The sequence below is a fragment of the Terrimonas ginsenosidimutans genome (genome assembly GCF_022012415.1).
Classification (GTDB): Bacteria; Bacteroidota; Bacteroidia; order Chitinophagales; family Chitinophagaceae; genus Terrimonas_A; species Terrimonas_A ginsenosidimutans.
Genome location: NZ_JAKLTR010000005.1, coordinates 48,711 through 75,150 on the forward strand (window position 1 = coordinate 48,711; position 26,440 = coordinate 75,150).

Consider the following 26,440-nt stretch of genomic DNA (forward strand, 5'->3'; position numbering starts at 1 on the left):
ACTGGCTACTCCTGCTGCCGCAATGTTAAAAAATAAGGGCCTTCTCCGAAGAGAGGCCCTTATTTTTTATTTGCTTAAGCAGACCGGGATTAGTTATATCCTGCGTTCTGTTGTGGGCGGATAGTTGGGTTAACATCAAGTTCTGTCTGAGGAATAGGCAAAACTCTTCTGAAGTTGCTGTAAGGAATATTCCTTGCAGCAGCCGGATAGTTAGTACCTCTTACGATATCTCTTTTGAGACGCATGTAGTCGAGGTAACGATCACCTTCAAATGCCAGTTCTTTTCTTCTTTCAGTGATGATGTCTTCATAAAGCTGAACGCCTGTTGAAGCGATCGCTGTTGCGTTTCTGCGTGACGTCACATAGTTAACGTAATCGCGTGCTGCAGTTTCCTCAGCGGGATAAGAAGCTTCCGCTGCGATCAGGTACATTTCGCTAAGGCGAAGAACTTTGGTATCACTATAGTCACCAGAGATAACAGGGTATTTGTTTACAGTCGGGATCGATGCTCCGCCTCTTGTTGCCATTGGATACAAAGCACGACGAACGTCTGTAGTTTCAAATAATGCATACAGGGGATCATTTACAACAAGATCTCCGTAGTTACCAGCCTGGCTGTAGATATATGATAAAGCATCAAATGCAAGGTTAGCAACCGCGTCAGAAGAAACTTCAAATAAAGTTTCCAGTTTCGTTGTTGTAACCGCTGATCCTGCCCAGTAGCCAGCGTGGTTCGCAGCAGTTACAGCAGTAAACCCACCGTTATTGATTACGTCAAGCGCTGCTGTTTTAGCATTTGGCATATCGTTCATCGTGAGATATACTTTAGCCTGCAAACCTTTCGCAGCATATTTGCTGAACTGAGAAGAGTTTACGTATCTGGTCATCATGGTATATGCTTTGTTCAGATCATCATTGATCTGGGCATATACTTCCTGAACCGTACTACGGCCTGGCTTAAGTTCCGGATCGTAAGTGAGTACGATAGGAACACCAGGGCCACTGGGGTTATCCGTGTATGGACGGGCAAAATAGCGAACGAGGTTGAAATAAATCAATGCCCTGATAGCATAAGCCTCACCTTTATACTGGTCAACATTCGCGCTTGCAGGCAATGGTGCCGCGATCACTCTGTTAGCCCTGAGAATAGCTGAGTAACCTGCAGTCCATGCGCCTAAGGCGTTTGCGTCAGTTGTGTTAAAAGTGAAGTTGTTATACAGAGTGTACCTGTTTGTGTTCAGGGTATGCTGATAGCTGTTGTCAGCCATGATATCACCCCAGATCGGGAATGACCTGCCGAACAGATCCACATTACGAAGACCTGCATAAGCACCTCTGAGGGCGATCAGCAGATCGGCCTCGGTAGCTAATGCAACACCCGGATCAACATTCGTCGGTGAGTTTAATTCGAGAAACGACTTTTTGCAGGAGCCCAACAAAGAAATTGCCAGTACAGCAACCCCCGCATATTTTAAGAATGTTTTCATAATAAACAAATGCTTTTTTAATTAGAAACTTACGTTGATACCTGCAGAGATTGTTTTAGGAATAAAGACGTTCAGGTTAGACGTACTTGTGGTACCCTGTTCTGGATCGAAAGGCAGATTTTTGTCTTTAACCCATGTAAACAGGTTCGCTCCTCTTACATAAACAACTGCATTCGTCAGTTTAATTTTAGAGATCAGATTTTTAGGGAGTGTATATCCCAATTGCAGGTTACGCAGGCGTACGAAATCACCCTGGTTCAGGTAGAACGTTGATGCACTCTGGAACGCATTGTTTCCACCATATACATATCTTGGGATATCAGTTGTCTGACCGGCAGCTGTCCAGCGATCAAGTTGTCTTGCAACTTTGTTGTAAGTAGCGCCGAAGCCAGATCCGAGGTAGTAGCTACCCCAGCTATCATACACATAGTTTCCGAAGTTGTAGTACAGTTGGATGTCAAGTGTGAGTCCTTTATAGCTAAAGGTGTTCGTAAATCCACCAAAGTATTTAGGTAATGCATTACCCAAAGTAGCTCTCGCTCCTGCGCCAGGATAAGTTCCTGTTGTAGCAGCATGATCCGGACCAGTGTACCATAATGGAGCTCCGTTTGCAGGATCAACACCAGCATACTCTCTCAGGAAGAAAGTTCTGTATGCTTCACCCTGACGGATGATAAAGCTACCATCAGCGATGTCGTTTCCACCTGGCAGGCTTGTGATCTTATTCGTGTTATGTGCGAAGTTGAAATCAACTACCCATGAGAAGTCTCTTGTGCGGACCGGTGTAGCGTTGATCGTAACTTCAATACCTTTATTCTCCATTGCACCAAGGTTTCTTGTACGTGAGCTGAAACCTGAAGTACGGGAAAGAGGTACGTTCAACAGAAGGTCTTCAGACTTTCTGATATAGTAATCAGCAGTCAGGTTGATACGGCCTTTCAGGAAGCTTACGTCAACACCCACGTTCCATGGTTTGTTCAGCTCCCAGGTCAGACTTGAGTCACCAACGTTTGATGGAGCACTACCAGGAAGCTGGTTATAGTTTGCACCATATCCATAAAGCGTCAACCAGTCATAGTTACCGATGTTCGCGTTACCGTTGATACCATAAGAGCTACGAAGTTTCAGCTGGCTGATAAAGTCAACATTCTCCATGAACGCTTCTTTCTCGATATTCCATGCCAGACCTACTGATCCGAAGTTACCATACTTGTTATTAGCACCGAAACGTGATGAACCATCACGGCGGAATGTACCAGAAAGTATGAAACGGTTCTGGTAGTTCAATGTTGCAGAAGCAAATTGAGACAGGAATGAATATTCACTGATCGTTGCAGATGAGGTGGTCGGACGGGAACCTACAGCTGGCATAGTCAGGTTGAAGTTCGGTGGGAAATCCTGTGACTGTACGCTGATGAAATAAGCATTGGACTTTTGGCTTTCGTAACCAACCTGCGCATTCAGCATCAGATCTCCGCTACGGTTAAGTGCCTGGTCAAAATCAAGCGTGTTTGTCCAAACCCAGTTGTAATAACGTGTGTAGTATGCAAACGCCCGGCCATTTGACGCAGCACCATCACCGTGAGTTGGGTTATTGTATTGATCTTCTTCCAGTACGTTGTAATCAGCACCATAAGAGCTGCGGAACTTCAGGTTTGGAAGGATCTTGTATTCTCCTGACAATGTTCCTCTGAGAGAAGATTGTCTCAGGAAACGTTTGTCGATCTCAGACAGTGCAATAACGTTGTGCAGACCTCCCAGGTTTGAGAAGTTGTAAGAGCCATCAGCGTTATAAGCAGGTCTTGAAGGAAGAAGGAAGTAAGAAGAGAGGATCGGGTTACCAAATGCACCACCATTGAGCGGAGCACGCTGGTTAGCAAAACCTCCATTCACGTTCATATTGAAACTGAGTTTTTCATCCAGTTTATGCTGAACACGGACATTTGCATTCGTTCTTCTCAACTGAGAGTTGATAGAAGTACCTTGCTGATAGAAATGACCACCAGACAGGAAGAACGTAGTTTTGTCGTTACCGCCCTGGGCACTGATGTTATACTGTTGCTGCGCTCCGCTTCTTTCAACGGCATCAAGCCAGCTGAAATCAGAAAAGTTGCCACCGTTATATCCGAGACCGTTAAGAGTGGTTGTCTGCTGAGCTGCTGTATAGCCTGCGTTAACCATACCTTCCTGAGTCAGCTGAAAATATTCAGCAGAGTTCAGCGGTCTGTATTTGTCATTTTTGTAAGCAGTGCTGTTTGAACCAACCTCTGTGTCAAAACGGAAAACAGTTTTACCTGCTTTACCTTTTTTAGTAGTTACAACGATTACACCATTTGCAGCACGGCTACCGTAGATCGACTGAGAAGCCGCATCCTTCAATACAGTGATGCTTTCTACGTCATTCGGGTTAAGTGTGCTTAACAGGTTCGCTGTAGTCTGAAGTCTCGATGCATCTCCTGAGTTAACAGGGATACCGTCGATTACCCAAAGCGGACCGGTACCTGCGTTGATCGAGCTGATACCACGGATAAGGATCGCCTGGCTTGAACCTGGCTGACCTGAACCAGCCACTGATTGCAGACCTGCAACCATGCCCTGGATGCCCTTATCGATTGAAGTAAATGGCCTGTTCTCGATATCAGCAGCTTTAATTGAAGCAATTGAACCAGTAACATTCGCCTTTTTCTGTGAACCATAACCTGTTACAACTACTTCCTGAAGAGCGCGGTCTTCAAGTTTTAAAGTAACATTGATCACATTTTGTGAACCAACAGCCACTTCTTCCGTACCCATATTCACAGAAGAGATAACAAGCGTTTTTGCGTTGGGAGTAAGAGTGAGCGTGAAATTTCCCTGCTCATTTGTCACAACACCGGAGGTGGTGCCTTTAATAGATACCGAGGCGTTCGGAATCGGATCGCCTTTTTCGTCAACCACCTTCCCAGTGATTGATCTCTGAGCTAACAGCTGTCCCGTCAATAGAAGAACAGCAGTTAGAACTACTAACAGTTTTCTCATTTGCAGATTTAGTTTACGTGTATAAAAAAAAACCGGCTCCCTCATTGTAAGTGAGCACATCGAACAAAACTTCTACAGAGTGATTTTCTTTTGGTTTGTCGCGGAACCGGATAAGTGGACGATCGATCTTACTCGCGTGATCATTAACGATGGTGGCCACATCATAAAGGAACTGCGAGTGGGGATATTTCGTCCTTTTGTGTCGTTAAAAATAGAGAAAAATCGATTATAGGCAAAAAATTACCCGTAGCCGGCGGCTACAGGTAATGAATTTGTTTTTTGTATAATATTTAAATACAGCTTATTGAGCGTCCCTGCGCTTCTTCTCCATCCCGATCAGTAAGGCAGGCAGCAGCACCAGGTTGGTCAGGGTAGCCGTGATCAGGGTGAGCGAGGTCAGCCATCCCAGCGCCTTCGTTCCGCCAAACCCGCTGAAACTGAAGATGATAAACCCTGCGATCAATACAAGGGAGGTATATATAATACTGATGCCTGTGCTATGGATCGTTTCAATCACCGTTTTCTTACGGTCAAACCCCTGATGTGGCAATTCCTGTTTATAATTGATCAGGAACCGGATCGTGATGTCGATCGCGATTCCCAGCGCAACGCTGAATACAAGCACCGTTGAAGGTTTCAACGGCACTCCAACCCATCCCATTACACCTGCCGTGATCACCAGCGGGATCACGTTGGGGATCAAAGAACACATCAATATGCGGAAGGATTTAAAAAGATAAAGCATACAGAGCGCGATTAACAGGAAAGCCCAGAAGATACTTTCTTTCAAACCATTGATGATGAATGCGCTTCCTTCAAGAAACGTAATGCTTGTTCCCGTCAGGCGTACATCATACCTGTTCTTTGGGAACAGGGTATCAACTTTCTTCTGAATGCTGTCCAGCACCAGCGGCAGACGGGCGCTGCCTACATCAGCCATATTGATGCTGATCCGGGCCTCCTGGCCATTACTGTCAATGAATGTAGATACCAGTTTTGTAAAAGAATTAGTGGCAACTGCACCGCTGTCATTACTCTTTTTGAAGTTGAGGTACTGCGCAAGAGCAGGCAATTCAAAATCGGAAGGCATGGCATAGTTCGCACTATCGCCTTCATAGAATGCCTGCTTCGCAAACTTCAGTCCCTCCGTGATACTCAGCGGACGGGCGAGCGATGGCATGGTAGACACATAAGCCGAAAGCGAATCCATCTTCAGCAGGTTATTCAGATTGCGGGTAATGCCATATTTCTTTTTAGTGGTGTCTGCCACGAGGATCTCCAATGGCATGACTCCTTTGAAATTACTTTCGAAGAATTTCAGATCGGTATAGATCTTATCCGTTTTTGGTATATCGTCAACGATGTAACCAACACTTTTCAATTTAAAGATGCCTATTGTAGCTACCGCTACAATAGCAATGGTAACGGTATAGATCAGCTTGCGGTGATTCAACGCCCAAACCTCCAGGCGGTCAAGCCACCGGTTAAGCCGTGCGTTCTCGAGGTAGCGCATATGACGCGCTTTTGGTACCGGCAACAGGCTTAATGCCGTTGGGATCAGGATAAGTGAAATGAGAAACAGCGCCATGATATTGATGCCGGCCACCACGCCAAATTCCTGCAGGATCTCACTCTTCGTTAATGCAAATACGGCAAAGCCGATCCCCGCCGCAAGGTTGCAGAAAAGTGTCACAATACCCATTCGACCGACCATGGTGATCAACGCCTGACGGCGGTCTCCGGTATCATTGTATGCAGTGTGATATTTATTCAGAAAATAAATACAGTTTGGAATACCGATCACCACCAACAGCGGCGGGATCAATGCTGTAAGCAATGTGATCTTGTAATGAAACAAATGCATTGTTCCCATACTGAAAAGAACACCGATGATCACAACGGCCAGCGAAAGTATCATGGAACTGAAGGAACGGAAGAATAGCAGCAGGATCAGCGCAGATAATACCACCGATGCAAGGAGGAACAGCTGCATTTCATTGGCGATACGCGTACTCATCTCTGTTCTGATCAGCGGCAGCCCGCTGAGATAGACCTTCTGTCCCGTTCTTTTCTCAAAATCCGCAACAACTGTTGTGATCCCGGAAACAACATCATTTCTTTTTTTGGAATTGATCAGCGTTTTCTCAACGCTTACGCCCATCAGGTAAGCATTTGTTTGGGGATTATAAAGCAGGCCATGATAGAAAGGCAAACTGCGGAAAACAGCTGCGCAACTATCCAGCTCTTCCTGGGAGAGTTTTTTATCCGGAAAGATGGGAAGAGCATTCAGTTTTTCTGTTGACGAATCTTTCAGAAGGGTAATGGCAGAAGGAACGGAGATCACATCCGTAACGCCTATTGATCTCTTCAATTGCTTTTGCAATTGTGCATATTCGTTGAAAAGCTTTTCTTCAAAGAGTTTGTCGGTCTGGATCCCTACAACCATCAGGTTGCCATCCTGGCCATACTTGTTTTTGAACTGCTGATAAGTAATGTTGGCCGGGTGATCTGCCGGAATAGCTCTCGTAAAGTCATAACTAAGCTGGACCTGTAAACCCCAGTAGGCCATCAGCGCAGTGCTGGCTGCCAGTATAATAAGAAGGGGCCAACGATAATTAAGAATGAACTGTCCTAGTTTTCTCCACATAAAGATTGAATTAACGCGAGTGAACGCGAATTGACGCGAATTTACGCGAATACAGCCAACCATCGCTGAAGCTTCGGGTGGCGGGGACATCTTCTTTTAGGGAACCCAGGATCAAATATCCTTATATCGAGTTCCCTGGACGTATGAACAACCTCCTTTGCTGCGCTCCGGCAGTTCGGTCGGCTATCGGACGCGGGGAACCTTCGGCCATAGCGGGCGCAATTTAAAGCGTTTTGTTTCCGGTTTGCGATAATTTTGACCCGTGCGAACTCTACTACTTTTTACGATCCTGGGGATCAGCCTGTCCGTTTGTGCTCAGCAAAGAGACGCTCCGATCGGGATCTGGAAGGAATATCTTCCCTACAATAGTGTTATCGATGTTGCAGGAGGCAACGGGGTTATCTATGCCGCTACACCGTACAGTTTGTTTACAGTAACCCTTGCCGGCAATAGCATCGAAAGGCTGAGCCGGGTCACCGGGCTCAGCGAAACAGGCATCAGCGCAATATTGTATGATCATTTGCAGGAGAAGCTGGTGGTATGTTATTCCAACAGCAATATTGATATCCTTTACCGGAACGATATAATTAATGTGCCGGATCTCAAACGTGCCGCCGTTATCGGAGACAAAACCATTTACCAGGTCCATGCGCTGGATAAGAACTATTATCTATCCACCGGCCTCGGCGTGATCGTGATCGATGGTGATAAATATGAAGTAAAGGATTCCTGGTTTATAGGAGCGGACGGGCAGCAGGTAAAAGTGAACAGTTTTACCAATGATGCGGTCAGTTACTATGCTGCCACGATACAGGGGTTAAAGCGGGCGAACCGTAATGCGTCCAACCTGGCAGATCATACGCAATGGCAGCTGATGAGTGGGGTCAATGGATTGCCTGCAGGTGAATGTCAGCATGTGACAGTACTTCAGAATAAAGTGATCGCTCTTGCGGGAAACAGTCTTTGGCAGCTCAATGGGAATAACTGGCAGTTGTGGTATGAGGCTGATTGGCCGGTCATCAGCGTATCTGTGTCGGAAGACAGGATGTTGATCTGTGAGCGGACAGCAACCGGCGAAAGCCGGGTGGTCATTCTGGATGCGAATGCATCTGTTCAGCGAACGATCACCCAGCCGGGCGTCGTGTCATTTCCGAGGAAAGCGATCATCTCAGAGCGTGATACATGGCTCGCCGATCAGTTCGGGGGGCTCACGCATTTCACCGCCGGTAGTTACGAACAGTACAGGCTCAACTCTCCCGAAGCGACAGCCAGCGGAGAGATCACCGTTTTCAACAATACTTTTTATGCTACCGCTGGTGAAGTGAATGAAGCATGGAACTATCAGTACAATGGCAACGGATTCTATATATTGAAAGATGGCCAGTGGGATAATATAAACAGGTTCCGTTTTCCGCAACTGGATACGCTGCTCGATTTTGTTACAATTGCCGTCGATCCGGCAGATGAATCCATCTGGGCAGGCTCTTTTGGAGGAGGTCTGCTGCATGTAACCGGCTCGGACTTTTCTGTTATCAAACAGAATATACTTTCACCCGCGCTTGGAGATCCGGCCAGTTATCGTGTATCTGGTCTTGCGTTTGACCGGGATCATACGTTGTGGGTGTCGAATTTCGGAGCGGCACAACCCCTGCTTGCCAGGAAAACTGATGGCAGCTGGACAAGGTTCTCGATTCCATTTCTTATCACAGAGAATGCTTTAACGCAGATCATTTCCGACGACAATAACTATAAATGGATAGTAGCGGCCAAAGGAGGTGGATTGATCTGCTTTGATCCGGGTAGCTCCATCGAAAGTACTGGCGATGATCGCTGGAAAAGATTTACCAACGGAACAGGAAATGGCAACCTTCCCGCAGCGGATGTACGGTGCGTGGCGAAAGATAAAAGCGATTTTATCTGGGTGGGAACCACGAATGGAATTGGCGTCATACAATGCAGCGGACAAATTTTTACCGGCCAGGGTTGTGAGGCCGCGTGGCCCGTGGTAAAACAGGGGAACTTTGCCGGATATCTTTTCAGCGGACAGGTTGTGCGAAGTATTGCAGTTGATGGAGCCAACCGTAAATGGGTGGCAACAGATAATGGCGTGTGGTTGGTCAGTGCAACAGGTGAAGAAGTGTTATACCAGTTCACAGAAACCAATAGTCCCCTGCTCAGCAATGCTGTCAGACAGGTGACAGTAAATGGCAAAACAGGGGAAGTGTTCTTTGCAACAGCCAGGGGGATCTGTTCTTTCCGCGGAACAGCTACGGAAGGCAGCCAGCGCAATGAAAACGTATTGGTATATCCCAATCCTGTTCCTCCGGGTTACAATGGTACAATCGGCATAAAAGGGCTGGTGAATGATGCGATCGTAAAGATCACGGAAATGGATGGCCGGCTGGTTTACCAGACAAGAGCGCTTGGCGGCCAGGCCGTATGGGACGGCAAGGACTATCGCGGCAGACGGATCTCCACTGGAGTCTATCTTGTTGTAATAAGTAAGGAAGACCGTCAGGAAAAAACAGTGAGTAAAATAGTATTTATCAGTAAATAGAATGCCGGACAAATTACATCAAACAAGAGGGATCGTATTGCGTACCGTAAAGTATGGAGAAACAAGTGTGATCGTTTCCATGTTCACAGAGTTGTTTGGCCTGCAGTCTTATCTTGTGAACGGGGTGAGGGCATCTTCCAAAAAAGGAAGCGGCAAGGCTAATCTTTTTCAACCGTCCGCCATACTTGATATGGTAGTTTACCATAGCGAAATGAAACAGCTGCAGCGGATCAAAGAGTTCCGGTGGGGGCATATCTACCAGCATGTTTTGACGGACGTAAGAAGGAATGCGGTTGCCATGTTTATGATAGAGCTGTTGTCAAAATGCGTGAAGCAACCAGAGAATAACCCAGACCTGTATTTCTTTGCTGAAGATGCATTGCTGCATCTCGACAAAGGGTCGGATACCGTTTCTGCCAATTTCCCCTTATTCTTCGCATTGCATCTTCCGGTCTTTTTTGGGTTAAGGGTCCAGGATAATTATTCAGAAGACGCAACTTATCTCGACCTCCAGGAAGGCCAGTTTGTTGAGCATCTTCCTATGCACAGTATGATCCTTGAAGGTAAAGGAGCGTATATCACTTCACAGCTATTGAAAGTGCAGCAGCCGGAAGAGCTGGAGAATATCGGGTTAAATCATGAATTCCGCAGGGGACTATTACAAGCATACGAAAAGTACTACCTGCTGCATGTTCCCGATTTCGGAACGCTGCGGACATTGCCGGTATTGAGAGAAGTTCTGGGATGATCTGCGTAATCAGCGGGAACAAAATGGGCGGATCAAAGCAGACGGTCGCATTGGGAAAGATCTTCCTTGCAAAGAACCACTCCGGGGGTTTTGCCTTTTTCGAAACTCCCGAACCTGTCCTGGATACGCAATGCCTTTGCCCCGTTCAATGTCGCCCAGTTAAATAAGGATTCTATCGGAATTTCAGGGAAATGTGTCCGCACAGTCTTCAATTCTTGCAGGACACTGAGCTGATGATTGGAAGCCAGGCTGTCTGTACCGAATACAAGCGAACAGTTCTCCCGCATCAGTAATGAAATATCAGGCAGCTGACCGGTGATGTACAGGTTTGCGTTCGGGCAAAGACACCAGTATAACTGCGGCATACCTGCGGTTTTACTAACGCGGATATCTTCCGCTGAAGTGTATACATTATGCACCAGGATCACCTGCTGTTCCTGCAAGAACCTGGGCAGGAAGGTTTGCACACTTGTTTTACCAGAGGCGATAAACCCGGAAATATCGATCTTCATTTTCTCGTAAAAAGAAAGGAAATCTCCTTTCCGTTCCAGGAACAGTTCATTCTCTGGTATTGTTTCCTGGTTATGTATGGTGAGCAGATCATTACCATCCAGGTGAATGATCTTTTCCCACAGTACCTCCGATACAGAATACGGGGCATGAGGAACGATCGATGCGGGCAGTGAATGACTGGAAAATGCCTGCCGGATCTGTAAGGCCCGTTGGAAACGCTCTTCAGCAACAACAGCTGTGAAGCCACTTGCTTCCACGAAGTTCTGATAGTACAGGCTGCTGGTGATCTTTTGCTGGAGCGTTAATGCATTGTTGCAGATATCTCCAACGGCTACGATCCCGTTCCGCGTCATTTCGTCGTCAGCCAGGGCGATCGCGTCCTGGATCTCATCTTCGCTGAAATGACGGAGCCGGATTATATCGTATACAAAGTTGATCAGCCCTGTTTTTTCGGCAATAGCGCCTTTCATATGGCTTAGTTCGAGGTGACAATGGCAATTGATGAATCCCGGGCTCAGTACTCCCGAAAAGTGCTGAACGCCCTCGCCGGCATCAGTCGCCGGAACGATTGCCTCAACAACTCCATTATTGTCCATGATCAGCACCTGGTTTTCCGCGACCATCTGTTCTCCATCAAAAAGCTGATCCGCACTGAATTTTTTATAAGCCATCCGGCAAAATTCCCGTTTTGAAAATCCAAATCCCAAAAAATTATTCTTGTTACCTTTGCACACATTTTGAGGAAAATCGATTACCAGGGATGAGTTCCTAAGATTGTTCGTTGGCCGATGACCGTTGGCCGAATAAATGACAGAGAGCTAATAGCTTAATTTTATCATCCGGACACGTGACCTTCAGAATTTGTTATTAATCAGGAGCTAAAAATTCGGCCATCGACAGGCTTGATGACTGCTTCTTTAACGAAAACCACTTTTCAACAGTAGGTAATATGCTAGACAGACTTGAAGCGATAAAAGCAAGATTTGACCAGTTAGGGGTTGCCCTGACAAACCCTGAGATCGTGGGGAATAACAAACGGTTTGCGGAAACCAGCAAAGAGTACCGCGGGCTGGAAAAGGTCGTGATTGCTTACGATGCTTACCGTAAGATCCTGGACGATATCGAGTTCTATAAAGAGGCGTTGAATGGTGATGATGAAGAAATGCGTGACCTGGCAAAAATGGAAGCACCTGAGCTGGAGGAAAAAAAGCAGCAGGCGGAAGCCCATATCCGGCAGTTGCTGATCCCGAAAGATCCCCAGGATGATAAGAACGCAATCCTTGAGATCAGGGCAGGAACCGGTGGCGATGAAGCCAGCCTGTTTGCCGGAGATCTGTTACGAATGTATATCCGCTATTGTGAACGCAAAGGCTGGAAAACGGCTGTGTTGAGTGAGAACGAAGGAACGGTAGGCGGTTACAAAGAGGTGCAGCTGGAAGTCAGCGGAGACGACGTATATGGAACATTGAAGTTTGAGAGTGGTGTCCACCGTGTGCAGCGAGTACCGAATACTGAAGCATCCGGGCGTGTTCATACATCTGCGGCTACTGTAGCGGTAATGCCGGAAGCAGAAGAGGTGGATTTCGAGTTGAACCCGGCGGACGTAAAAATGGAAACTGCGCGAAGCGGTGGTGCCGGTGGCCAGAACGTTAACAAGGTAGAAACGAAAGTAATGCTGACGCATATTCCTACCGGGACAGTTGTCGTGTGTCAGACGGAACGATCCCAGCTCGGCAACCGTGAGAAGGCGATGCAGATGATGAGGACCAAATTATATGAAGAGCAGGTAAGAAAGCAGGAGGATGAAATTGCCCGCCACAGGAAAAGCCTGGTGAGTACAGGTGACAGGAGCGCAAAGATCAGAACCTATAATTTCCCCCAGGGACGTTGTACAGATCACCGGATCGGCCTTACCCTTTATAATCTGCAGGAGGTGTTGAATGGTGGAATTGAAGAGTTGATCGATGCGCTGCAATTTGCAGAGAATGCGGAAAAATTGACAAAACAGAATTAATATAACAATTCACCAGGTCTGGTTAGACAGATCGAATATTATAAAGGCAAGAGCCGGAATTCCTTCATTTTTTGAAGATTCCGGCTCTTGCCTTAAACGTCAATGATAACCTGAGAGAGAATACGTTCAGCCGGTCAATATGCCTGGCTATAATTAACGCTTCTTTAATAGTGAGCGGGCTGATTTGGCAACCGTTTAATTTGTGTGATCCGAGAGGAATATAATACCCGTTTGTGGGTATTGACATCCCTGTAAATCATTAGTATATTGCTGATACGTAAAATTGCTCTAATCGATTTTTAATCTAAAGCGGAGCGCAAGTTTACGTAAACGCCTGTCGTCTTACTTTAAAGTTTGGTCTGGTTTATGCAAAATAACCAATGAGCGAATCTTAATAGTAACGCAGTTCTTTACATGGTGTACGAGTAGCAGGAAAGGAAAACGAAGCTTGGGAAAAAAAATCTACAAGCTGAGGTTTTACGAGAGAGATTGAGGTGAAAATACGACAAAAGTTCTTTTAGACATTCGTTAACAACACTGAGTACACTAATGGCAGTAAATTTGCGTTATAGATTACAACAACACAACAGTTATAAACTCATTATAAAAGCAGTCAATTTTCTCATAAGCAGTTAGTTTTGGTTGCGACCCCTGTTTCTACAGGGGTCTATTTTTTTATATACCTGTAGTAAGAGAAACCTGTTCCGATCAAACTTCCCACTGCATCTGCGATGATGTCTCCAGTATCAAACGACCTGTTTGGTATATAATTTTTTTGAACAAACTCCATAGCGATTCCGTAGATAAGGCAGATCACGCCAGCGATAATAAAGTAAATAGCGTTATTAGTTTTGCGCGTATGATTGTTTTTGTAAATAGCCCAGCAAAGTGCTACAGCCATCATTCCAAATAAAAATATATGGACCCATTTATCCAGTTGAATGTTGCTCATCCAGTTTTTGCTCGGAAATGAAGAGCCGGGCAATGTCATTAAAATAGTGCAGATGATGATCCATGCTATAAATGCAAATACAGAATAGTGAAAGCGCACGGTATTTTTTTTGCAATATTAGGGTCTTCTTTTTCAGTGTGCAATAAAAAGAAGGGGCCCCAGAAGAGGCCCCTTGTTTAACCAACTATAGAACCGAAAATTGCCTTCGCAATTATCAATTCTTACTATATACGATAGTGATCGGGTGTTGGATTTGAGTGGGGATGCCCGGCGGGCAAAGCGCTTTTTTTCGACGGGAGGTCGAAGACTCTGTTTACTTTTTTTGCCTTGATGCAAAAAAAGTAACAAAAAAAGATCAAGGCTACGCGCAAATAGCCAGCCCCGCACTCGATGCGGGGGCTAAAAATTATGGGCTGCGCCTGGCACTAAAATAAACTCGCCGGAGGAGGGTTTGGGGTTGATTGGCGTGCTGGCTCAGACAATATTTTAGCGCCCTCGCCTTCGGCTCGTCGGTTACGCCCATAATTTTTTTAACGCCATTTGCGCTAGGCCGGCCCCTCTTAAAGCGGGGAGAAGGCCTTGACAGGATTGTAACCTTACAGTTCTAGCAGGTTTTCTGTTCTCTTATTACAAACGTATAAATAGAAAGAGTACCATTTTCAAATTATGATACAGCAACTGAGTTACAACGAATCATCTTCGCAACCGAATCCTCCTCTCTCAACGCCCCCGGCCTTGGAAAAAATGGCGTTAAGAAAATGGGAGGCTGGCACCGTCTGAGTCACACCGCAGGTGTGCGAAGGCGCCAAAAACTGTCTGAGCCCAACACGCCAATCAATCCTAAACCTGGACGGGCGAGTTTTTTTGGTGCAGGTGACATCCTCCCATTTTTAGCCATTTTTTCCCAGCCTTGATCTTTTTTTGTTACTTTTTTTGCATCAAGGCAAAAAAAGTAAACGGAGTCTTTCGACCTCCCGTCGAAAAAAAGAGCATTGCTTCGGGCAAACACCCCATCGAATGAATAATCACACTTAAAAACAACGGCTCCACAAACAAAAAAGCGAAACGCCACGGCTTAAATCCGTGGCGTTTCGCTTTTTGCTTTTACAAGGGCACTATCTGTTCCCCAGTGTATACATTGGGCCTTCCGGCTTTGGATTACCACCGGCTTTCTCCAGCGTAATCGCAAATGCCTGCGCTCCTGACACATTATTCATTCGAAGCAACAACGGTCGCTGGCCGATAAGGTATTGGTTATCGATCATGCCGAGATCAACCGGTTGACCATCCAGTATTGCCCATAGCTGGTACTGTTTATCGCTTGCTGGTTTCGGCAGGTTATTCACCAGCAGGAAAACGCTTTTCGCTGTACTATCCCAATACACAGTCGTATAAGATGCAGGAGAGGCCTCAAGGCCTTTCATGGCGGTCATCTGCACGTTCGGGTTCATCAGCGTAGACATATCTTTTTCAAGATCCGCCAGCCTGCCTGTCGCGGCTGTATAATCGGTTTTCAGCTTGTTGTTTTCGTTGAAGAGCGAGATATTCCAGAACAGGCTGCCGGCAAGCAGGATCACTGCGGCGGCAGCAGCATATTTGATCCACCCGGTCCTTACGACAGGCGCTCCGCGATCAATAGTAACCACCTTCGCTTGCTGCGTTTGGTTTTCCAGGAATACAGCAGCCCTCACCTGCGCTTTGAAAGCAGGTGGAGGAATAATGGTATTGCTCATCGCCTGTTGTTCCAGGGATGTTTCAAAAGCTATACGGGCTTCCAGAACTTCGGGGTACTGCGCGCTCATCTGTTCGAACTCGCGCTGTTCCTCCGGAGATGCCAGGCCTAACACATAGCTCTCAACAATACCACTTGATATGTATTCCTGTACGTTCACTACTGTTTTATCAATGTTCTTAAATGAATCAATGCACTTCTTATACGCGTCTTCACCGTTCCCAGCGGAATATTCAATGCCTTTGAAATCTCGTCATGAGTATATCCCTGGAAATAAGATAAATCCACCAAAACCCTGTGTTCTTCTTTAAGTTGGTTCAATACTTTCCTGAGCCCGACATCATCGACCTGTGGTCCTGTTGCGGGGAAGTTCTGATCAGCATTTTCAGGAATGGAATGGTTCTTAAGGGAGTCCTGGTAGCCTTTCGATCTTATCTTATCAATGGCGGCGTTCCTTGCAATATTCATCATCCAGGTAAAAAGGCGGCCTTTGGCAGGATCATACAACTCTATCTTTCTCCAGATATTTACAAACACTTCCTGAAGCACGTCTCTTGCGGTTTCCTGGTCCGCAACAATTCCTCCAACCACACCCAATAATGCCCCTGCATAGTTATCATACAGGTAACCAAACGAGCTCTCCTGCCGCTGTTGCAGCAAGCTGACAAGCTCTTGTTCACTGTATTTTTGGGTAATGCTCAAGCTTATGGGTTAAGAGGGAAAGAAAGAAAGAATTTTTTTCTTTCTCTCGTTAACAATAACACGGTTGGTTTGCGTATTACTGTTCAAATATACGCAAATGCATAATGGCTGGATTTGCCGGGTAGGGATTATCCTACAACCGCCTCATATCCTGCGGCATCCAGCAGTGCATCCACATCAGCGGGATTATCCACTTTCATTTTGACCATCCAACCTTCTCCATAAGGATCGGAATTCACCAGCTCTGGTTGATTTGCCAGCTCAGGATTCAGCTCCTGGATGCTTCCTGCCACCGGCAGAAACAGATCAGATACCGTTTTTACGGCTTCTACCGTTCCAAAAACGGCGCCTGCAACAAGTGCCTTACCAATTGTTTCTACTTCAACATAAACAATATCACCCAGTTCGCGCTGAGCAAATTCTGTAATGCCAATGGTTGCGATATCGCCTTCAAGGCTGATCCATTCATGATCTTTTGTATAACGAAGATTCGCTGGGTAACTCATACTGAACAATTTAGGGCACGAATATACATTAAACGCGAATAATTCGCGAATGGCCGCGAATGAACGCGAATACTGTCTAAGAAAATCTGGGAAGATCGGATTAGTGCAAATGATAGTATATTCATTTTCATAATATTATGCTTCTGTGCTTTTAGATTTTCCAGTACTAAGAGCCGCTATTCGCGCAGATTTGCGGCTATTCGCGGCCCATTCGCGTTTCACCGGGAATTAAGCGCCGTTCATGCCAGTTTTTACACCACTTGTCGGCAAGTGATTTACCATTGGATGACACAGAATTACCTTTGTGCACCTTATCTAAAAGAGGGATTGTATGAGAAAATTACTGACACTACTAACTGTTGCTGTTTTGACCACAACGGCATCTTTCGCACAAAAAATTTCCGGGGTTGTAAAAGACCAGCAAGGAAAAGGACTCGAAAAAACAACTGTATCCCTGCTCAAAGCTAAAGACTCTACTGTTGCAAAGCTTACGGTATCTGACAACCAGGGTGGATTTCAGTTTCCGGCGGAGCCTGGAAAATATCTTGTAAGCGTTACCTACGTAGGTTATCAACCCGCTTATTCGAAAGTTTTTGATGTGGCTTCTGCTGATGTGACTGTTGATGCGCTGACTTTATTAAAAACTGATGGAACCCTGCAGGGTGTTACCGTGGTTTCAAAAAAACCACTGGTTGAAGTAAGAGCGGATAAGACCATCATGAACGTTGAAGGAACGATCAACGCTGTTGGCCAGGACGCCCTGGAACTTCTTCGTAAATCACCCGGTGTTATGGTAGATAAAGATGACAATCTTTCCCTTGCGGGTAAGAATGGCGTGCAGGTGTTTATCGACGGTAAGCCAAGTCCGCTTTCAGGTGCTGATCTTGCGGCATATTTGAAAACACTGCAATCATCACAGATCGAAGCGGTGGAACTGATCACCAACCCTTCAGCAAAATATGAAGCAGCTGGTAACGCAGGTATCATCAATATTAAATTGAAAAAAAATAAAACCTTTGGTACAAACGGTTCTGTGAATGCCGGATATGCGATCGGTACTTATGGAAAATATAATGGTGGTATCGCGCTCAACCATCGTAACTCCAAAGTAAACCTGTTTGGCAACTATAATTACAACCGCAGCCTGAACGTCAGCAATTTCAAATTGTATCGCGCACAGGGTGATTCGATCTTTGACCAGGTCAACCGCATGAAGAACTATAACGATAATGGTCACAACTTCAAAGCAGGTATGGATTACTTCCTGAATGCGAAAAGTACCATTGGTGCGATCGTGAACGGTAACCTGTCTGACGGCAAAAATGAAACAGACGGTCCGATGAATATCCTCTACCGTCCAACCAACCAGGTGGTTCGCCTGCTGGAAGCCGGCAATGATAATGACGTGAAAAGAGACAACCTCAACTTCAACGTTAACTATCGGTATGCAGTTACCGGTGGAAGTGAGCTGAACGTGGATGCTGACTACGGTTTCTATAAGAACAGAAGTACACAGTTTCAGCCCAACCATTATTTTGATATCATAAATGGTCAGAAAGTGCCGACTTACAGCAATGTATATCGCATGATCGCTCCGACGGATATCGATATTTATTCATTAAAAGTTGACTACGAGCAAAACTTTAAAAAAGGAAGGCTGGGGCTTGGTGGTAAGATCGGTTATGTAAATACCGATAACGACTTCCAGCGTTATGACGTATTTGGAAATACCGATGTGCTGGACAGGGACCGCAGCAACAAATTCACTTATAAAGAAAATGTGAATGCTGTTTATGCAAACTATAACAGAGCGTTCAAAGGATTTATGATCCAGGCGGGTCTGCGCGTGGAGAACACTGATTCGAAAGGCCGTTCAACCGGATTACAGCGTCAGAATGGAAACTACATACCATATGACTCATCTGTTAACAGGAACTACACAGACTTCTTCCCAAGTGCTGCGATCACCTTTACCAAGAATCCGATGAGCCAGTTTGGGCTGACTTACAGCCGCCGTATAGACCGCCCGGTTTACCAGGATCTGAATCCATTTGAATTCAAGCTGAACGACTATACCTATATGAAAGGTAATACCCAGCTGAGACCACAATACACCAATAGCTTTGGTATTACACACACCTATAAATACAGGCTGAACACTGCGCTGAACTACAGCCATGTAAAGGATATCTTTACGCAGTTGCCTGATACGATCAACAAATCAGAGGCATTCCTGATCAAAAGAAACCTGGCAACCCAGGATATCATCAGCCTTAACATCAGTTATCCGTTCCAGTATAAATGGTATAGCTTCTTCGCAAACCTGAATTCATACTATTCCCGCTATAAAGCAAACTTTGGTGGTGGCGACAGAAATGTGAACCTGGATGTGTTTGCCTTCAGCTTCTATATGCAGAATGGCTTCAAGCTGAGCAAAACGCTGTCTGCGGAGTTGACCGGCTTTTACAACTCACCAACGATCTGGCAGGGGACATTTGAAAGCAAAGCGATCTATGGCATCGACGGAGGATTTACAAAAACGATCCTGAAAGGAAACGGAACGCTGCGTGCAGTAGTAACGGATATGTTCAAGATAATGAAATTCTCAGGCGAGAGTAACTTTACAGGTGTTACAAACATTGCAAGTGGTAACTGGGAAAGCCGTCAGTTTAAACTGAACTTCTCTTACCGTTTCGGTAGCAACCAGGTGAAAGCCGCGCGTCAGCGTAAGACAGGTTTGGATGATGAGAACAAACGTGCAGCCGGACAGAGTACGACGCCGGTAGGACAATAAGAGAATTTACAAGTTTTATAGTTTAAACGTTAAGGGTTGATCGGAAGATCAACCCTTTTTATGTAACAAGATTATGGCTATACGGCCTCTTATCTATGGTTGATTGTTCAGATCACCAGGTTGGATGTCTAGCCGGGTATATACTCCAGTAGTGGGCGGAGGTATTCCTGTATTACTGTTTCTTTGGCAGAAAGTTGAAGTTGCTGGCCGTCTGCTCCGGCTGATTAACGACAATTATTCCCTCCGCAATCGTCTCCTGCGGTAAACGATCAGCAGTGCAAGTGCAACAGCCTGAAAAATGATGAATGAATCGGACATAAAAAAGGGTTGAGGGCAACGACTGTGGTCTGAAGTTAAAATTTTCCAGACAAACAGCAATGTATGAACGCTACACAATTTGTCAAGTTTTTCAGTGTAGCTGTTTGTGAGCCAGAACCGAAGATTTTTCCTTTATTCACCCGCAATTAACGGGTTCGCTACATTTTGATCCCGGAACTCAATAACTGCGCCCTCCACTCAAAATTTATAGTGCCAGGCCAGTAGTTGGTTATCTTACAACCTAATATGAAGCAAGCTACTTTTTTTCTGATATTCTTTCTTGCAAGCCATTTTGTTTCCGGGCAAACAAAAGAAGACAGTGTTGCGGTCAGGCAGGCCGCACTTGACTATATCGAATCGCAGCATACACCTGATACTTTGCAAATGGCACGGGCATTACATCCGCGGATGGTAAAGCGAACAGTGTGGAAAGTTAAGTCTACCGGTAAAGATCATATAGGCGAAACAAGCACCGAATACATGATCCTGCTTGCGGAAAGTTATAATAAGAAAGGTGATAAATTTCCCCAGACACCCATGAAAGAAGTCAAGCTGCTGGATGTATCAACACGCACAGCCTCTGTCAAACTGATTGCAGATGAATGGATAGATCATATGCACCTGGTTAAAATAAACGGAAGCTGGAAAGTGATCAATGTTCTATGGCAATATAAAGATGCCAAGCGCCATGAATAGGAATCATACTCTTACCGTCCTTCCGGTAACAAACTGAAGGCGTTAAGATGGGAACAATTCAAACTAAAGTAATTTACCTGATCTTTTTTCGCTTGACGAGTTTTGCCTTAATAATCACCACATCTTTCACTGGTCTGTCTTTATCCGGCCCTTTACTCGTTTCCACCACTGCAATCTGATCCACCACTTCAAGACCTTTCACCACTTTTCCATATACCGTATAGTTCTGATCAAGGTGTGGGGTACCTCCGACAGTCTTATATATCTCCCTGAGTTCTGCAGGTATTTTTCTTTTAAGGCGGTTGGTTTCTACGGAATCGAGTCCGGCATCTGTAAACACTTTTCCCTGCACGATATAGAACTGGCTGCCGCTGCTTTCTTTCCGAGGGTTTACATCATCGCCCATTCTCGCCGCAGCCAGAACGCCTCGCTCGTGGAATAGCCCGGGCCGGATCTCGGCGGGAATGGTGTAGGGGAATTTGCCGTTGCCCAAAGGTTTGCCGGCAGGGGCGCCTTTGCTTTCCCCGTCACCGGCCTGTATCATAAAACGGTTGATCACCCGGTGAAATAACACACTATCGTAATAGTGGCTTTTGACGAGCTTGATGAAGTTGTCTCTGTGAAGGGGAGTTGAATCAGACAGGCGAAGCGTAATATCGCCATAATTCGTTTGAAGAAGAATGTCCTTCTTCCGGTCTTTTTTCTTTACAGTAACCTCCTTCTGGGCTAATAGGGGAAGAAGGGAAAAGAGGAAAATAGAACAAAGCAAAAGCCTTTTCATGTAATGCCTAAGGTTTAAAAGTTTAAGGGTTTAAGGCGGATCGTTTGGTGCTTGCCAGGTAGCAGCTGATTAAGAGTTTAACCAGTAAACTATTGAACACTTAAACTTTGAAACTATCCTTCAGAACCCGTGTTCCTCAAAATAAAGCAAAACATGGTCTTTAAGAAAATTTTCCTGCTCGAATGGATTCATATCAGGCATGGCTTTGAGCTGGCGGAAATGAGGCCAGCCGTCACTATCGGTCTGTTCCAGCTCATAAAATCCGCTGGGGGTAAGCAAGCGGCAAATGGCTACGTGCATCAGGTCCTGCTTCTGTTCCTTGCTGAACTTATTCTTGATCTGACCAAATTCCTGGATCCCGATCAGGAAAAGGATCGATTCCATATCCGGCTTCTTGCCGAAGCGCTCCACTAGCCTGGCTTCCAGGTTCCACCACCGTTGTTGAAGATCGTCTGTTGCAAACATCCTGCGAAGGTACGTAAGGAAGGGAAATCGTTGGAAGTTTTAAAGTTCAAAGGTTTTATTGTTTAACAGTTACGCAGGCCCCGTGCCTTTAAACTATTAAACTTTTGAACTTTTAAACCAACCCCGCCCTGCCTTATCTTTGCCACAAAAGAAGGAATATGTTGCAATTACAGCAGTTACGCCAGGATCCTGAGTTGGTGAAGAAAAAGCTGGCAGTAAAGTATTTTGGAGAGCCGGGTCTCGTGGATGAGATCATTGTGCTTGATGATCAACGTAAGAAAGTTCAGTTGGAGTTCGATACCAATAAATCGCAGGTTAACAGCATTTCGAAGGAGATCGGTCAGCTGATGGCTAAAGGTCAGAAAGAGGAAGCCGAACAAAGAAAGCAGGCTGTCGCGGGGTTGAATGCATCTCTTCAACCGATCAGTGAAAAGCTGGCGGAAACAGAGAAGCAATTGACAGATCTTTTGCTGAAGCTGCCAAACCTTCCTTCTGACAACGTGCCTGCGGGTAAAACGCCTGCGGAGAACGTCGTGGCTCGTGAAGGAGGAAGCAAACCGGCATTGCCGGAAGGATCTGTGCCTCATTGGGACCTGATCCGCAAATATGATATCGTCGATTTTGAAACAGGTGCGAAGATCACCGGCAGCGGATTTCCTCTTTACAAAGGGAAAGGAGCCAAACTGCAGCGTGCGTTGATCCAGTATTTTCTTGATTATAATACAGGCGCGGGGTATACCGAATACCTGCCACCGTTCATGGTGAATGAAGCAACGGCTTACGGAACAGGTCAGCTTCCCGATAAAGAAGGTCAGATGTATTATATGCCGGCGGATAACCTTTATATGATCCCTACATCTGAGGTTCCGGTGACAAATATCTACCGCGACGAGATCGTGAAGGCGGATGATCTGCCTATCCGGATGACCGCGTACTCTCCGTGTTTCCGAAGGGAAGCCGGTAGCTTTGGAAAAGATGTAAGGGGTCTTAACCGAGTTCACCAGTTTGAAAAAGTAGAGATCGTTCAGCTTGTTCATCCTGATAAAAGCTACGATGCACTGGAAGAAATGGTGGCACACGTTGAAAAGTTGCTTCAGTCACTAGAACTGCCATACCGGATACTGAAGCTTTGTGGCGGTGATATGAGCTTTACCTCTGCATTCACCTACGATTTCGAAGTATTCAGTGCAGCGCAAGAAAGATGGCTTGAAGTGAGCTCTGTATCTAACTTCGAAGCATACCAGAGCAACCGGATGAAGATCCGCTTCAAAGATGCGAATGGTAAAACACAGCTTGTTCATAGCCTGAATGGAAGCTCACTCGCACTGCCAAGGATCCTGGCGTGTTTGCTCGAAAACAATCAGACGGCAGAGGGGATCAAGCTGCCGGGAGTGTTGCATAAATACTTTGGGGAGGAGAAGCTGGCTTGAGAGTAAGGAGTTTGAAAGTTTAAAGGTTTAAAAGTTGAACGCTACTCAACTTTTAAACCTTTAAACTTTCAACTTGCCACTTCTTTGTTAACGATTTAAAAACGTTTTCCGAATTTGGACGCGATGGATTATTTTACCGTCTAAATAATGATCCACCATGAGAAGAACGTTCCTTTCAATAGTAGCCGTTTCGGCTATTTTCGTAGCGTGTCATAACAAAACGGCACCGACGGTTGCGACCCGTACAACGCTGCCGGAAGCCCCGGCTAAACCAGCTGAGCCGGTTGTATCAGCAGAAACCCTTGCAGCAGGCCATACTATTTACTCAACCAGATGTGCGAAATGCCATGGTGAAAAACCAGTCGCCAACTGGACCGCTGAAGAATGGAAACCCATCCTGAAATCAATGATCCCGAAAGCAAGATTGGATTCTGTGCAGTCAGTAAATGTAACTGCATATGTGAATGCAAACGCAAAAAAAGCATAAGAGTAATCACTGTTTTTTAGTTTTCATTAAGATAAATCGACGTTAAACGAAACCAGCCGTATGGCAGGTTTCGTTTTTTCTTTTTCATATTTGTGCTGATTGTTATCAAACCAAAATCAGTCATTATGAAAAAAAGTTTACTTATCCTTTCTATTGCATCTTTTGCAATCATCTCTTCCACGCATGCTCAGATAAAAAAAGGAGCCACGCTCATCGGCGGCAATATAGGCGGAGGGACTTCCAACACCGACAATCCTAATTCGCCTTATGTTGACCAAAGTTCTCTGGCGGTTGGACTTCGTTTTGGAAAGGCAGTCAAGGAAAATCTTATTGTAGGCGGGATCGTGTCTTATTCCGGTAATAAATGGGAGAATAGCAATATTTCACCAACCTCTTCCACACAAAGACAGTATAGCGCAGGTGTTTTTGCAAGGAAATACAAACCGATCGGGAACAGTGGTTTTTACATTTTTGGGACAGGCAGCCTTGCGGGAGTACTGACAAGATATACTGATACATATCCGCAGCCCGGCTCGGACACAAAAACAAAGGGGACGGCCGTTAATCTGAGTGTCGATCCGGGAGTGTCATATGCTGTTAACAAATGGCTTCAGATTGAAGCCGGCCTCAACAATCTTCTGACATTATCTTACCAGGTGTCAACCAGGGAGGACATGGGCGGCAGCTATAAAACAAAAAGCTTTAATGGTAACGTGAATGTATCCGGTCAGGTGCCGTTATATCTTGGTCTGACAGTTTTACTTAATTGATCCGTTCCGGCCAGCAATGGTCATTCATATACAAAGGGCCAAAAAACAAAAACCAACTATTAAACCTACTCCGGACCGTTCCGTGCTGATAGAAGTGCGGAACGGTTCTTTTTTGGGCCTGTATTAACGCAATGTTATTTGTTTCAAGTTCTACTGACGGCGTTAAACCTTGTTTATTTCCCTCGGTCTTACCCAAAATTCTTCGAATGCCGTTGTCTAACCAGTTGAGAAATCAGCACCTGCTTTGGCGCGCCGGATTTGGTCCGGCAGTTGAACAACTAAATGATCTCCGTGATTTTACACCTAAGGAATTCTACCGGGCACTGGTAAAAGAATCTTCAAAAAAGCCGGTGTATATGAATGTGGCAGATAACTATCTCAAGGGATTGGTGCAGGGTATCGGTGTTGCCGGTCAGTTGCAACGTAAAGAATTATCTGCCGACGAAAGAAGGAATATCCAGAGAAAGAACAGGGAAGGTGTACGCAATCTTAATATCACCTGGATGAACGAAATGGTGAACAGCGGAGCGCAGCTTCGCGAAAAAATGGCTTTCTTCTGGCATGGGCATTTTGCCTGCCGGAACCTTAATGTCTTCTATCAGCAGGAACTGTTGAATGTGATCAGACAAAATGCACTGGGCAATTTCGGCACATTGCTGAAAGAAGTTTCCCGGAGTGCAGCAATGCTCTTCTTTTTAAATAATCAGCAAAACAGAAAAGGTCATCCCAATGAAAACTTTGCACGGGAAGTGATGGAACTGTTTACACTTGGCCGCGGCAATTATTCCGAGAATGATGTAAAAGAAGCTGCCCGCGCATTCACCGGATGGGGTGCTAATGTGAACGGCGAATTTGTATTCCGCAAAGGACAACATGACAATGGCACCAAGACCGTTCTTGGCCACACCGGACAGTTCGATGGAGATGCAGTATTGAATATTCTTTTAGATGAAAAACAAACGGCCCGTTTTATCTGTACCAAAATCTATAAGTTCTTTGTGAATGATGCGCCGGATCAGCAGCGAATACAATGGCTGGCTGATCGCTTCTACCAAAAGGAGTATGATATTTCATCTCTGCTGGAAGATATCTATACCAGCGATTGGTTCTATGATGAAAAGAATGTTAGCGCGCGCATCAAATCACCTGTTGAATTGCTTGTCGGGATTCAGCGTATGTTACCAATGGCATTGCAGAACGAAGATGCATTGCTGGTGATCCAGCGGATCCTTGGACAGGTCCTGTTCTATCCGCCAAACGTAGCGGGATGGCCCGGCGGCCGATCATGGATAGACAGCAGCACGCTGATGATGCGTATGCGCGTTCCTCAATTGTTCAATGATGAAGATGAGATCAACATCAAACCTAAAGATGATGATGATCAGATGATGGGCCGCAAGGATGACGGAGAAGCATCGATACCTGCAAAGCCACGCCAGCAAAAGATCGCAGGCGGAAGAGGAACAAGGCTGATCAATGCAAACATCGAATGGACGGCTTACACAGATCATTTCAGTAAAACACAACGTGAATTACTGGTAAACGCAATTGCCGGCATACTGCTTCAGACAAATACCGCGGTAGGCGCCGATATCATTACCAAATATTCTGACGGAAGCAGTCGCGAAGCATTTATCCGCTCCGCAACCATTCAGCTCATGAGCACGCCGGAGTATCAACTATGTTAGACAGGCGTAAGTTTAAAAGTTTGGCAGTTTAAGTGTTTGGAAGTTTTCACATGAGCGATAAGGATCGGAGACATAAACGCTAAAATTTAAGCCTGCAAACTTTTAAACCATTAAACTTTAAAACAGTTAAATTTT

At 45.6% G+C, this 26,440-nt stretch carries 19 protein-coding genes; 9 read left to right on the plus strand and 10 right to left on the minus strand.

The genetic code is table 11. The features are described 5' to 3' along the window. Positions 1 to 89: 89 nt before the first annotated feature. The 3 genes from LZZ85_RS09250 to LZZ85_RS09260 form a co-directional block, all read right to left on the minus strand. Complete coding sequence (locus tag LZZ85_RS09250) at positions 90 to 1,487, minus strand: RagB/SusD family nutrient uptake outer membrane protein (RefSeq protein WP_237870912.1); 1,398 nt, start codon at positions 1,485 to 1,487, stop codon at positions 90 to 92. Positions 1,488 to 1,508: 21 nt separating this feature from the next. Then, entirely contained in the window at positions 1,509 to 4,505 is a 2,997-nt protein-coding gene (locus LZZ85_RS09255) for a SusC/RagA family TonB-linked outer membrane protein (protein ID WP_237870914.1), read from the minus strand. Positions 4,506 to 4,806: 301 nt separating this feature from the next. Next, positions 4,807 to 7,152 (minus strand): efflux RND transporter permease subunit, encoded by a 2,346-nt coding sequence (locus LZZ85_RS09260; RefSeq protein WP_237870916.1) that lies wholly within the window; start codon positions 7,150 to 7,152, stop codon positions 4,807 to 4,809. Positions 7,153 to 7,414: 262 nt separating this feature from the next. On the opposite strand from LZZ85_RS09260, the gene porZ reads away from it, so the two are divergent. Next, complete coding sequence (gene porZ / locus LZZ85_RS09265) at positions 7,415 to 9,709, plus strand: type IX secretion system anionic LPS delivery protein PorZ (RefSeq protein WP_237870918.1); 2,295 nt, start codon at positions 7,415 to 7,417, stop codon at positions 9,707 to 9,709. 1 nt (position 9,710) lies between these two features. Beyond that, positions 9,711 to 10,457, plus strand: coding sequence for a DNA repair protein RecO (gene recO, locus LZZ85_RS09270; protein WP_237870920.1), 747 nt, complete (start codon positions 9,711 to 9,713; stop codon positions 10,455 to 10,457). A gap of 32 nt (positions 10,458 to 10,489) precedes the next feature. Here recO and LZZ85_RS09275 read toward each other — a convergent pair whose 3' ends face one another. Continuing rightward, on the minus strand, positions 10,490 to 11,641 hold the full coding sequence (locus tag LZZ85_RS09275) for an amidohydrolase family protein (protein WP_237870922.1): 1,152 nt from the start codon (positions 11,639 to 11,641) through the stop codon (positions 10,490 to 10,492). 278 nt (positions 11,642 to 11,919) lie between these two features. Between LZZ85_RS09275 and prfA the strand changes: the two genes are divergently transcribed. Beyond that, positions 11,920 to 12,984, plus strand: a complete 1,065-nt coding sequence (prfA, locus tag LZZ85_RS09280) for a peptide chain release factor 1 (protein ID WP_237870924.1) — start codon at positions 11,920 to 11,922, stop codon at positions 12,982 to 12,984. Positions 12,985 to 13,651: 667 nt separating this feature from the next. On the opposite strand, the gene LZZ85_RS09285 is transcribed toward prfA, so the two are convergent. From LZZ85_RS09285 to gcvH, 4 genes are all read right to left on the minus strand, one after another. Beyond that, a complete protein-coding gene (locus tag LZZ85_RS09285) occupies positions 13,652 to 14,035 on the minus strand; it encodes a VanZ family protein (RefSeq protein WP_237870926.1) in 384 nt (127 codons plus the stop codon). Between the two features lie 1,016 nt (positions 14,036 to 15,051). Next, positions 15,052 to 15,828, minus strand: coding sequence for an anti-sigma factor (locus LZZ85_RS09290; RefSeq protein WP_237870928.1), 777 nt, complete (start codon positions 15,826 to 15,828; stop codon positions 15,052 to 15,054). Then, the gene (locus LZZ85_RS09295; protein WP_237870930.1) at positions 15,828 to 16,370 is read right to left on the minus strand and encodes an RNA polymerase sigma factor; all 543 of its coding nucleotides are present in this window, start codon (positions 16,368 to 16,370) and stop codon (positions 15,828 to 15,830) included. Before LZZ85_RS09295 ends, LZZ85_RS09290 begins: the two co-directional genes overlap by 1 nt. Positions 16,371 to 16,498: 128 nt before the next feature. Further along, positions 16,499 to 16,876: a glycine cleavage system protein GcvH gene (gene gcvH, locus LZZ85_RS09300; RefSeq protein WP_237870932.1), complete on the minus strand. Its 378-nt coding sequence runs from the start codon at positions 16,874 to 16,876 to the stop codon at positions 16,499 to 16,501. A gap of 331 nt (positions 16,877 to 17,207) precedes the next feature. Between gcvH and LZZ85_RS09305 the strand changes: the two genes are divergently transcribed. Both LZZ85_RS09305 and LZZ85_RS09310 read left to right on the plus strand, forming a co-directional pair. Further along, positions 17,208 to 19,670, plus strand: a complete 2,463-nt coding sequence (locus LZZ85_RS09305) for an outer membrane beta-barrel family protein (protein ID WP_237870934.1) — start codon at positions 17,208 to 17,210, stop codon at positions 19,668 to 19,670. A gap of 564 nt (positions 19,671 to 20,234) precedes the next feature. Next, on the plus strand, positions 20,235 to 20,684 hold the full coding sequence (locus tag LZZ85_RS09310; protein WP_237870936.1) for a nuclear transport factor 2 family protein: 450 nt from the start codon (positions 20,235 to 20,237) through the stop codon (positions 20,682 to 20,684). A gap of 73 nt (positions 20,685 to 20,757) precedes the next feature. Here the strand turns inward: LZZ85_RS09310 and LZZ85_RS09315 are convergent, their stop codons facing one another. Beyond that, complete coding sequence (locus tag LZZ85_RS09315; protein WP_237870938.1) at positions 20,758 to 21,465, minus strand: peptidylprolyl isomerase; 708 nt, start codon at positions 21,463 to 21,465, stop codon at positions 20,758 to 20,760. 120 nt (positions 21,466 to 21,585) lie between these two features. Continuing rightward, positions 21,586 to 21,930, minus strand: coding sequence for a hypothetical protein (locus LZZ85_RS09320; RefSeq protein ID WP_237870940.1), 345 nt, complete (start codon positions 21,928 to 21,930; stop codon positions 21,586 to 21,588). 158 nt (positions 21,931 to 22,088) lie between these two features. On the opposite strand from LZZ85_RS09320, the gene serS reads away from it, so the two are divergent. The 4 genes from serS (at position 22,089) to LZZ85_RS09340 (ending at position 26,305) form a co-directional block, all read left to right on the plus strand. After that, entirely contained in the window at positions 22,089 to 23,360 is a 1,272-nt protein-coding gene (gene serS, locus LZZ85_RS09325; RefSeq protein ID WP_237870942.1) for a serine--tRNA ligase, read from the plus strand. Positions 23,361 to 23,517: 157 nt separating this feature from the next. Next, on the plus strand, positions 23,518 to 23,847 hold the full coding sequence (locus LZZ85_RS09330; protein ID WP_237870944.1) for a c-type cytochrome: 330 nt from the start codon (positions 23,518 to 23,520) through the stop codon (positions 23,845 to 23,847). A 125-nt stretch (positions 23,848 to 23,972) separates the two neighbouring features. Next, positions 23,973 to 24,617 (plus strand): outer membrane beta-barrel protein, encoded by a 645-nt coding sequence (locus LZZ85_RS09335; RefSeq protein ID WP_237870946.1) that lies wholly within the window; start codon positions 23,973 to 23,975, stop codon positions 24,615 to 24,617. Positions 24,618 to 24,823: 206 nt separating this feature from the next. Further along, a complete protein-coding gene (locus LZZ85_RS09340; RefSeq protein ID WP_237870948.1) occupies positions 24,824 to 26,305 on the plus strand; it encodes a DUF1800 domain-containing protein in 1,482 nt (493 codons plus the stop codon). The last annotated feature ends 135 nt before the right edge of the window (positions 26,306 to 26,440 follow it).

What these genes read in the sequence shown, in the direction of transcription:
- LZZ85_RS09335 (WP_237870946.1), top strand. Translation starts at nt 23,973, where the DNA reads ATGAAAAAAAGTTTACTTATCCTTTCTATTGCATCTTTTGCAATCATC.
- LZZ85_RS09330 (WP_237870944.1), top strand. Translation starts at nt 23,518, where the DNA reads ATGAGAAGAACGTTCCTTTCAATAGTAGCCGTTTCGGCTATTTTCGTA.
- LZZ85_RS09320 (WP_237870940.1), bottom strand. Translation starts at nt 21,930, where the DNA reads ATGTTTGCAACAGACGATCTTCAACAACGGTGGTGGAACCTGGAAGCC.
- LZZ85_RS09305 (WP_237870934.1), top strand. Translation starts at nt 17,208, where the DNA reads ATGAGAAAATTACTGACACTACTAACTGTTGCTGTTTTGACCACAACG.
- prfA (WP_237870924.1), top strand. Translation starts at nt 11,920, where the DNA reads ATGCTAGACAGACTTGAAGCGATAAAAGCAAGATTTGACCAGTTAGGG.
- LZZ85_RS09310 (WP_237870936.1), top strand. Translation starts at nt 20,235, where the DNA reads ATGAAGCAAGCTACTTTTTTTCTGATATTCTTTCTTGCAAGCCATTTT.
- LZZ85_RS09255 (WP_237870914.1), bottom strand. Translation starts at nt 4,505, where the DNA reads ATGAGAAAACTGTTAGTAGTTCTAACTGCTGTTCTTCTATTGACGGGA.
- LZZ85_RS09340 (WP_237870948.1), top strand. Translation starts at nt 24,824, where the DNA reads ATGCCGTTGTCTAACCAGTTGAGAAATCAGCACCTGCTTTGGCGCGCC.
- serS (WP_237870942.1), top strand. Translation starts at nt 22,089, where the DNA reads ATGTTGCAATTACAGCAGTTACGCCAGGATCCTGAGTTGGTGAAGAAA.
- gcvH (WP_237870932.1), bottom strand. Translation starts at nt 16,876, where the DNA reads ATGAGTTACCCAGCGAATCTTCGTTATACAAAAGATCATGAATGGATC.
- LZZ85_RS09315 (WP_237870938.1), bottom strand. Translation starts at nt 21,465, where the DNA reads ATGAAAAGGCTTTTGCTTTGTTCTATTTTCCTCTTTTCCCTTCTTCCC.
- recO (WP_237870920.1), top strand. Translation starts at nt 9,711, where the DNA reads ATGCCGGACAAATTACATCAAACAAGAGGGATCGTATTGCGTACCGTA.
- LZZ85_RS09250 (WP_237870912.1), bottom strand. Translation starts at nt 1,487, where the DNA reads ATGAAAACATTCTTAAAATATGCGGGGGTTGCTGTACTGGCAATTTCT.
- LZZ85_RS09275 (WP_237870922.1), bottom strand. Translation starts at nt 11,641, where the DNA reads ATGGCTTATAAAAAATTCAGTGCGGATCAGCTTTTTGATGGAGAACAG.
- LZZ85_RS09260 (WP_237870916.1), bottom strand. Translation starts at nt 7,152, where the DNA reads ATGTGGAGAAAACTAGGACAGTTCATTCTTAATTATCGTTGGCCCCTT.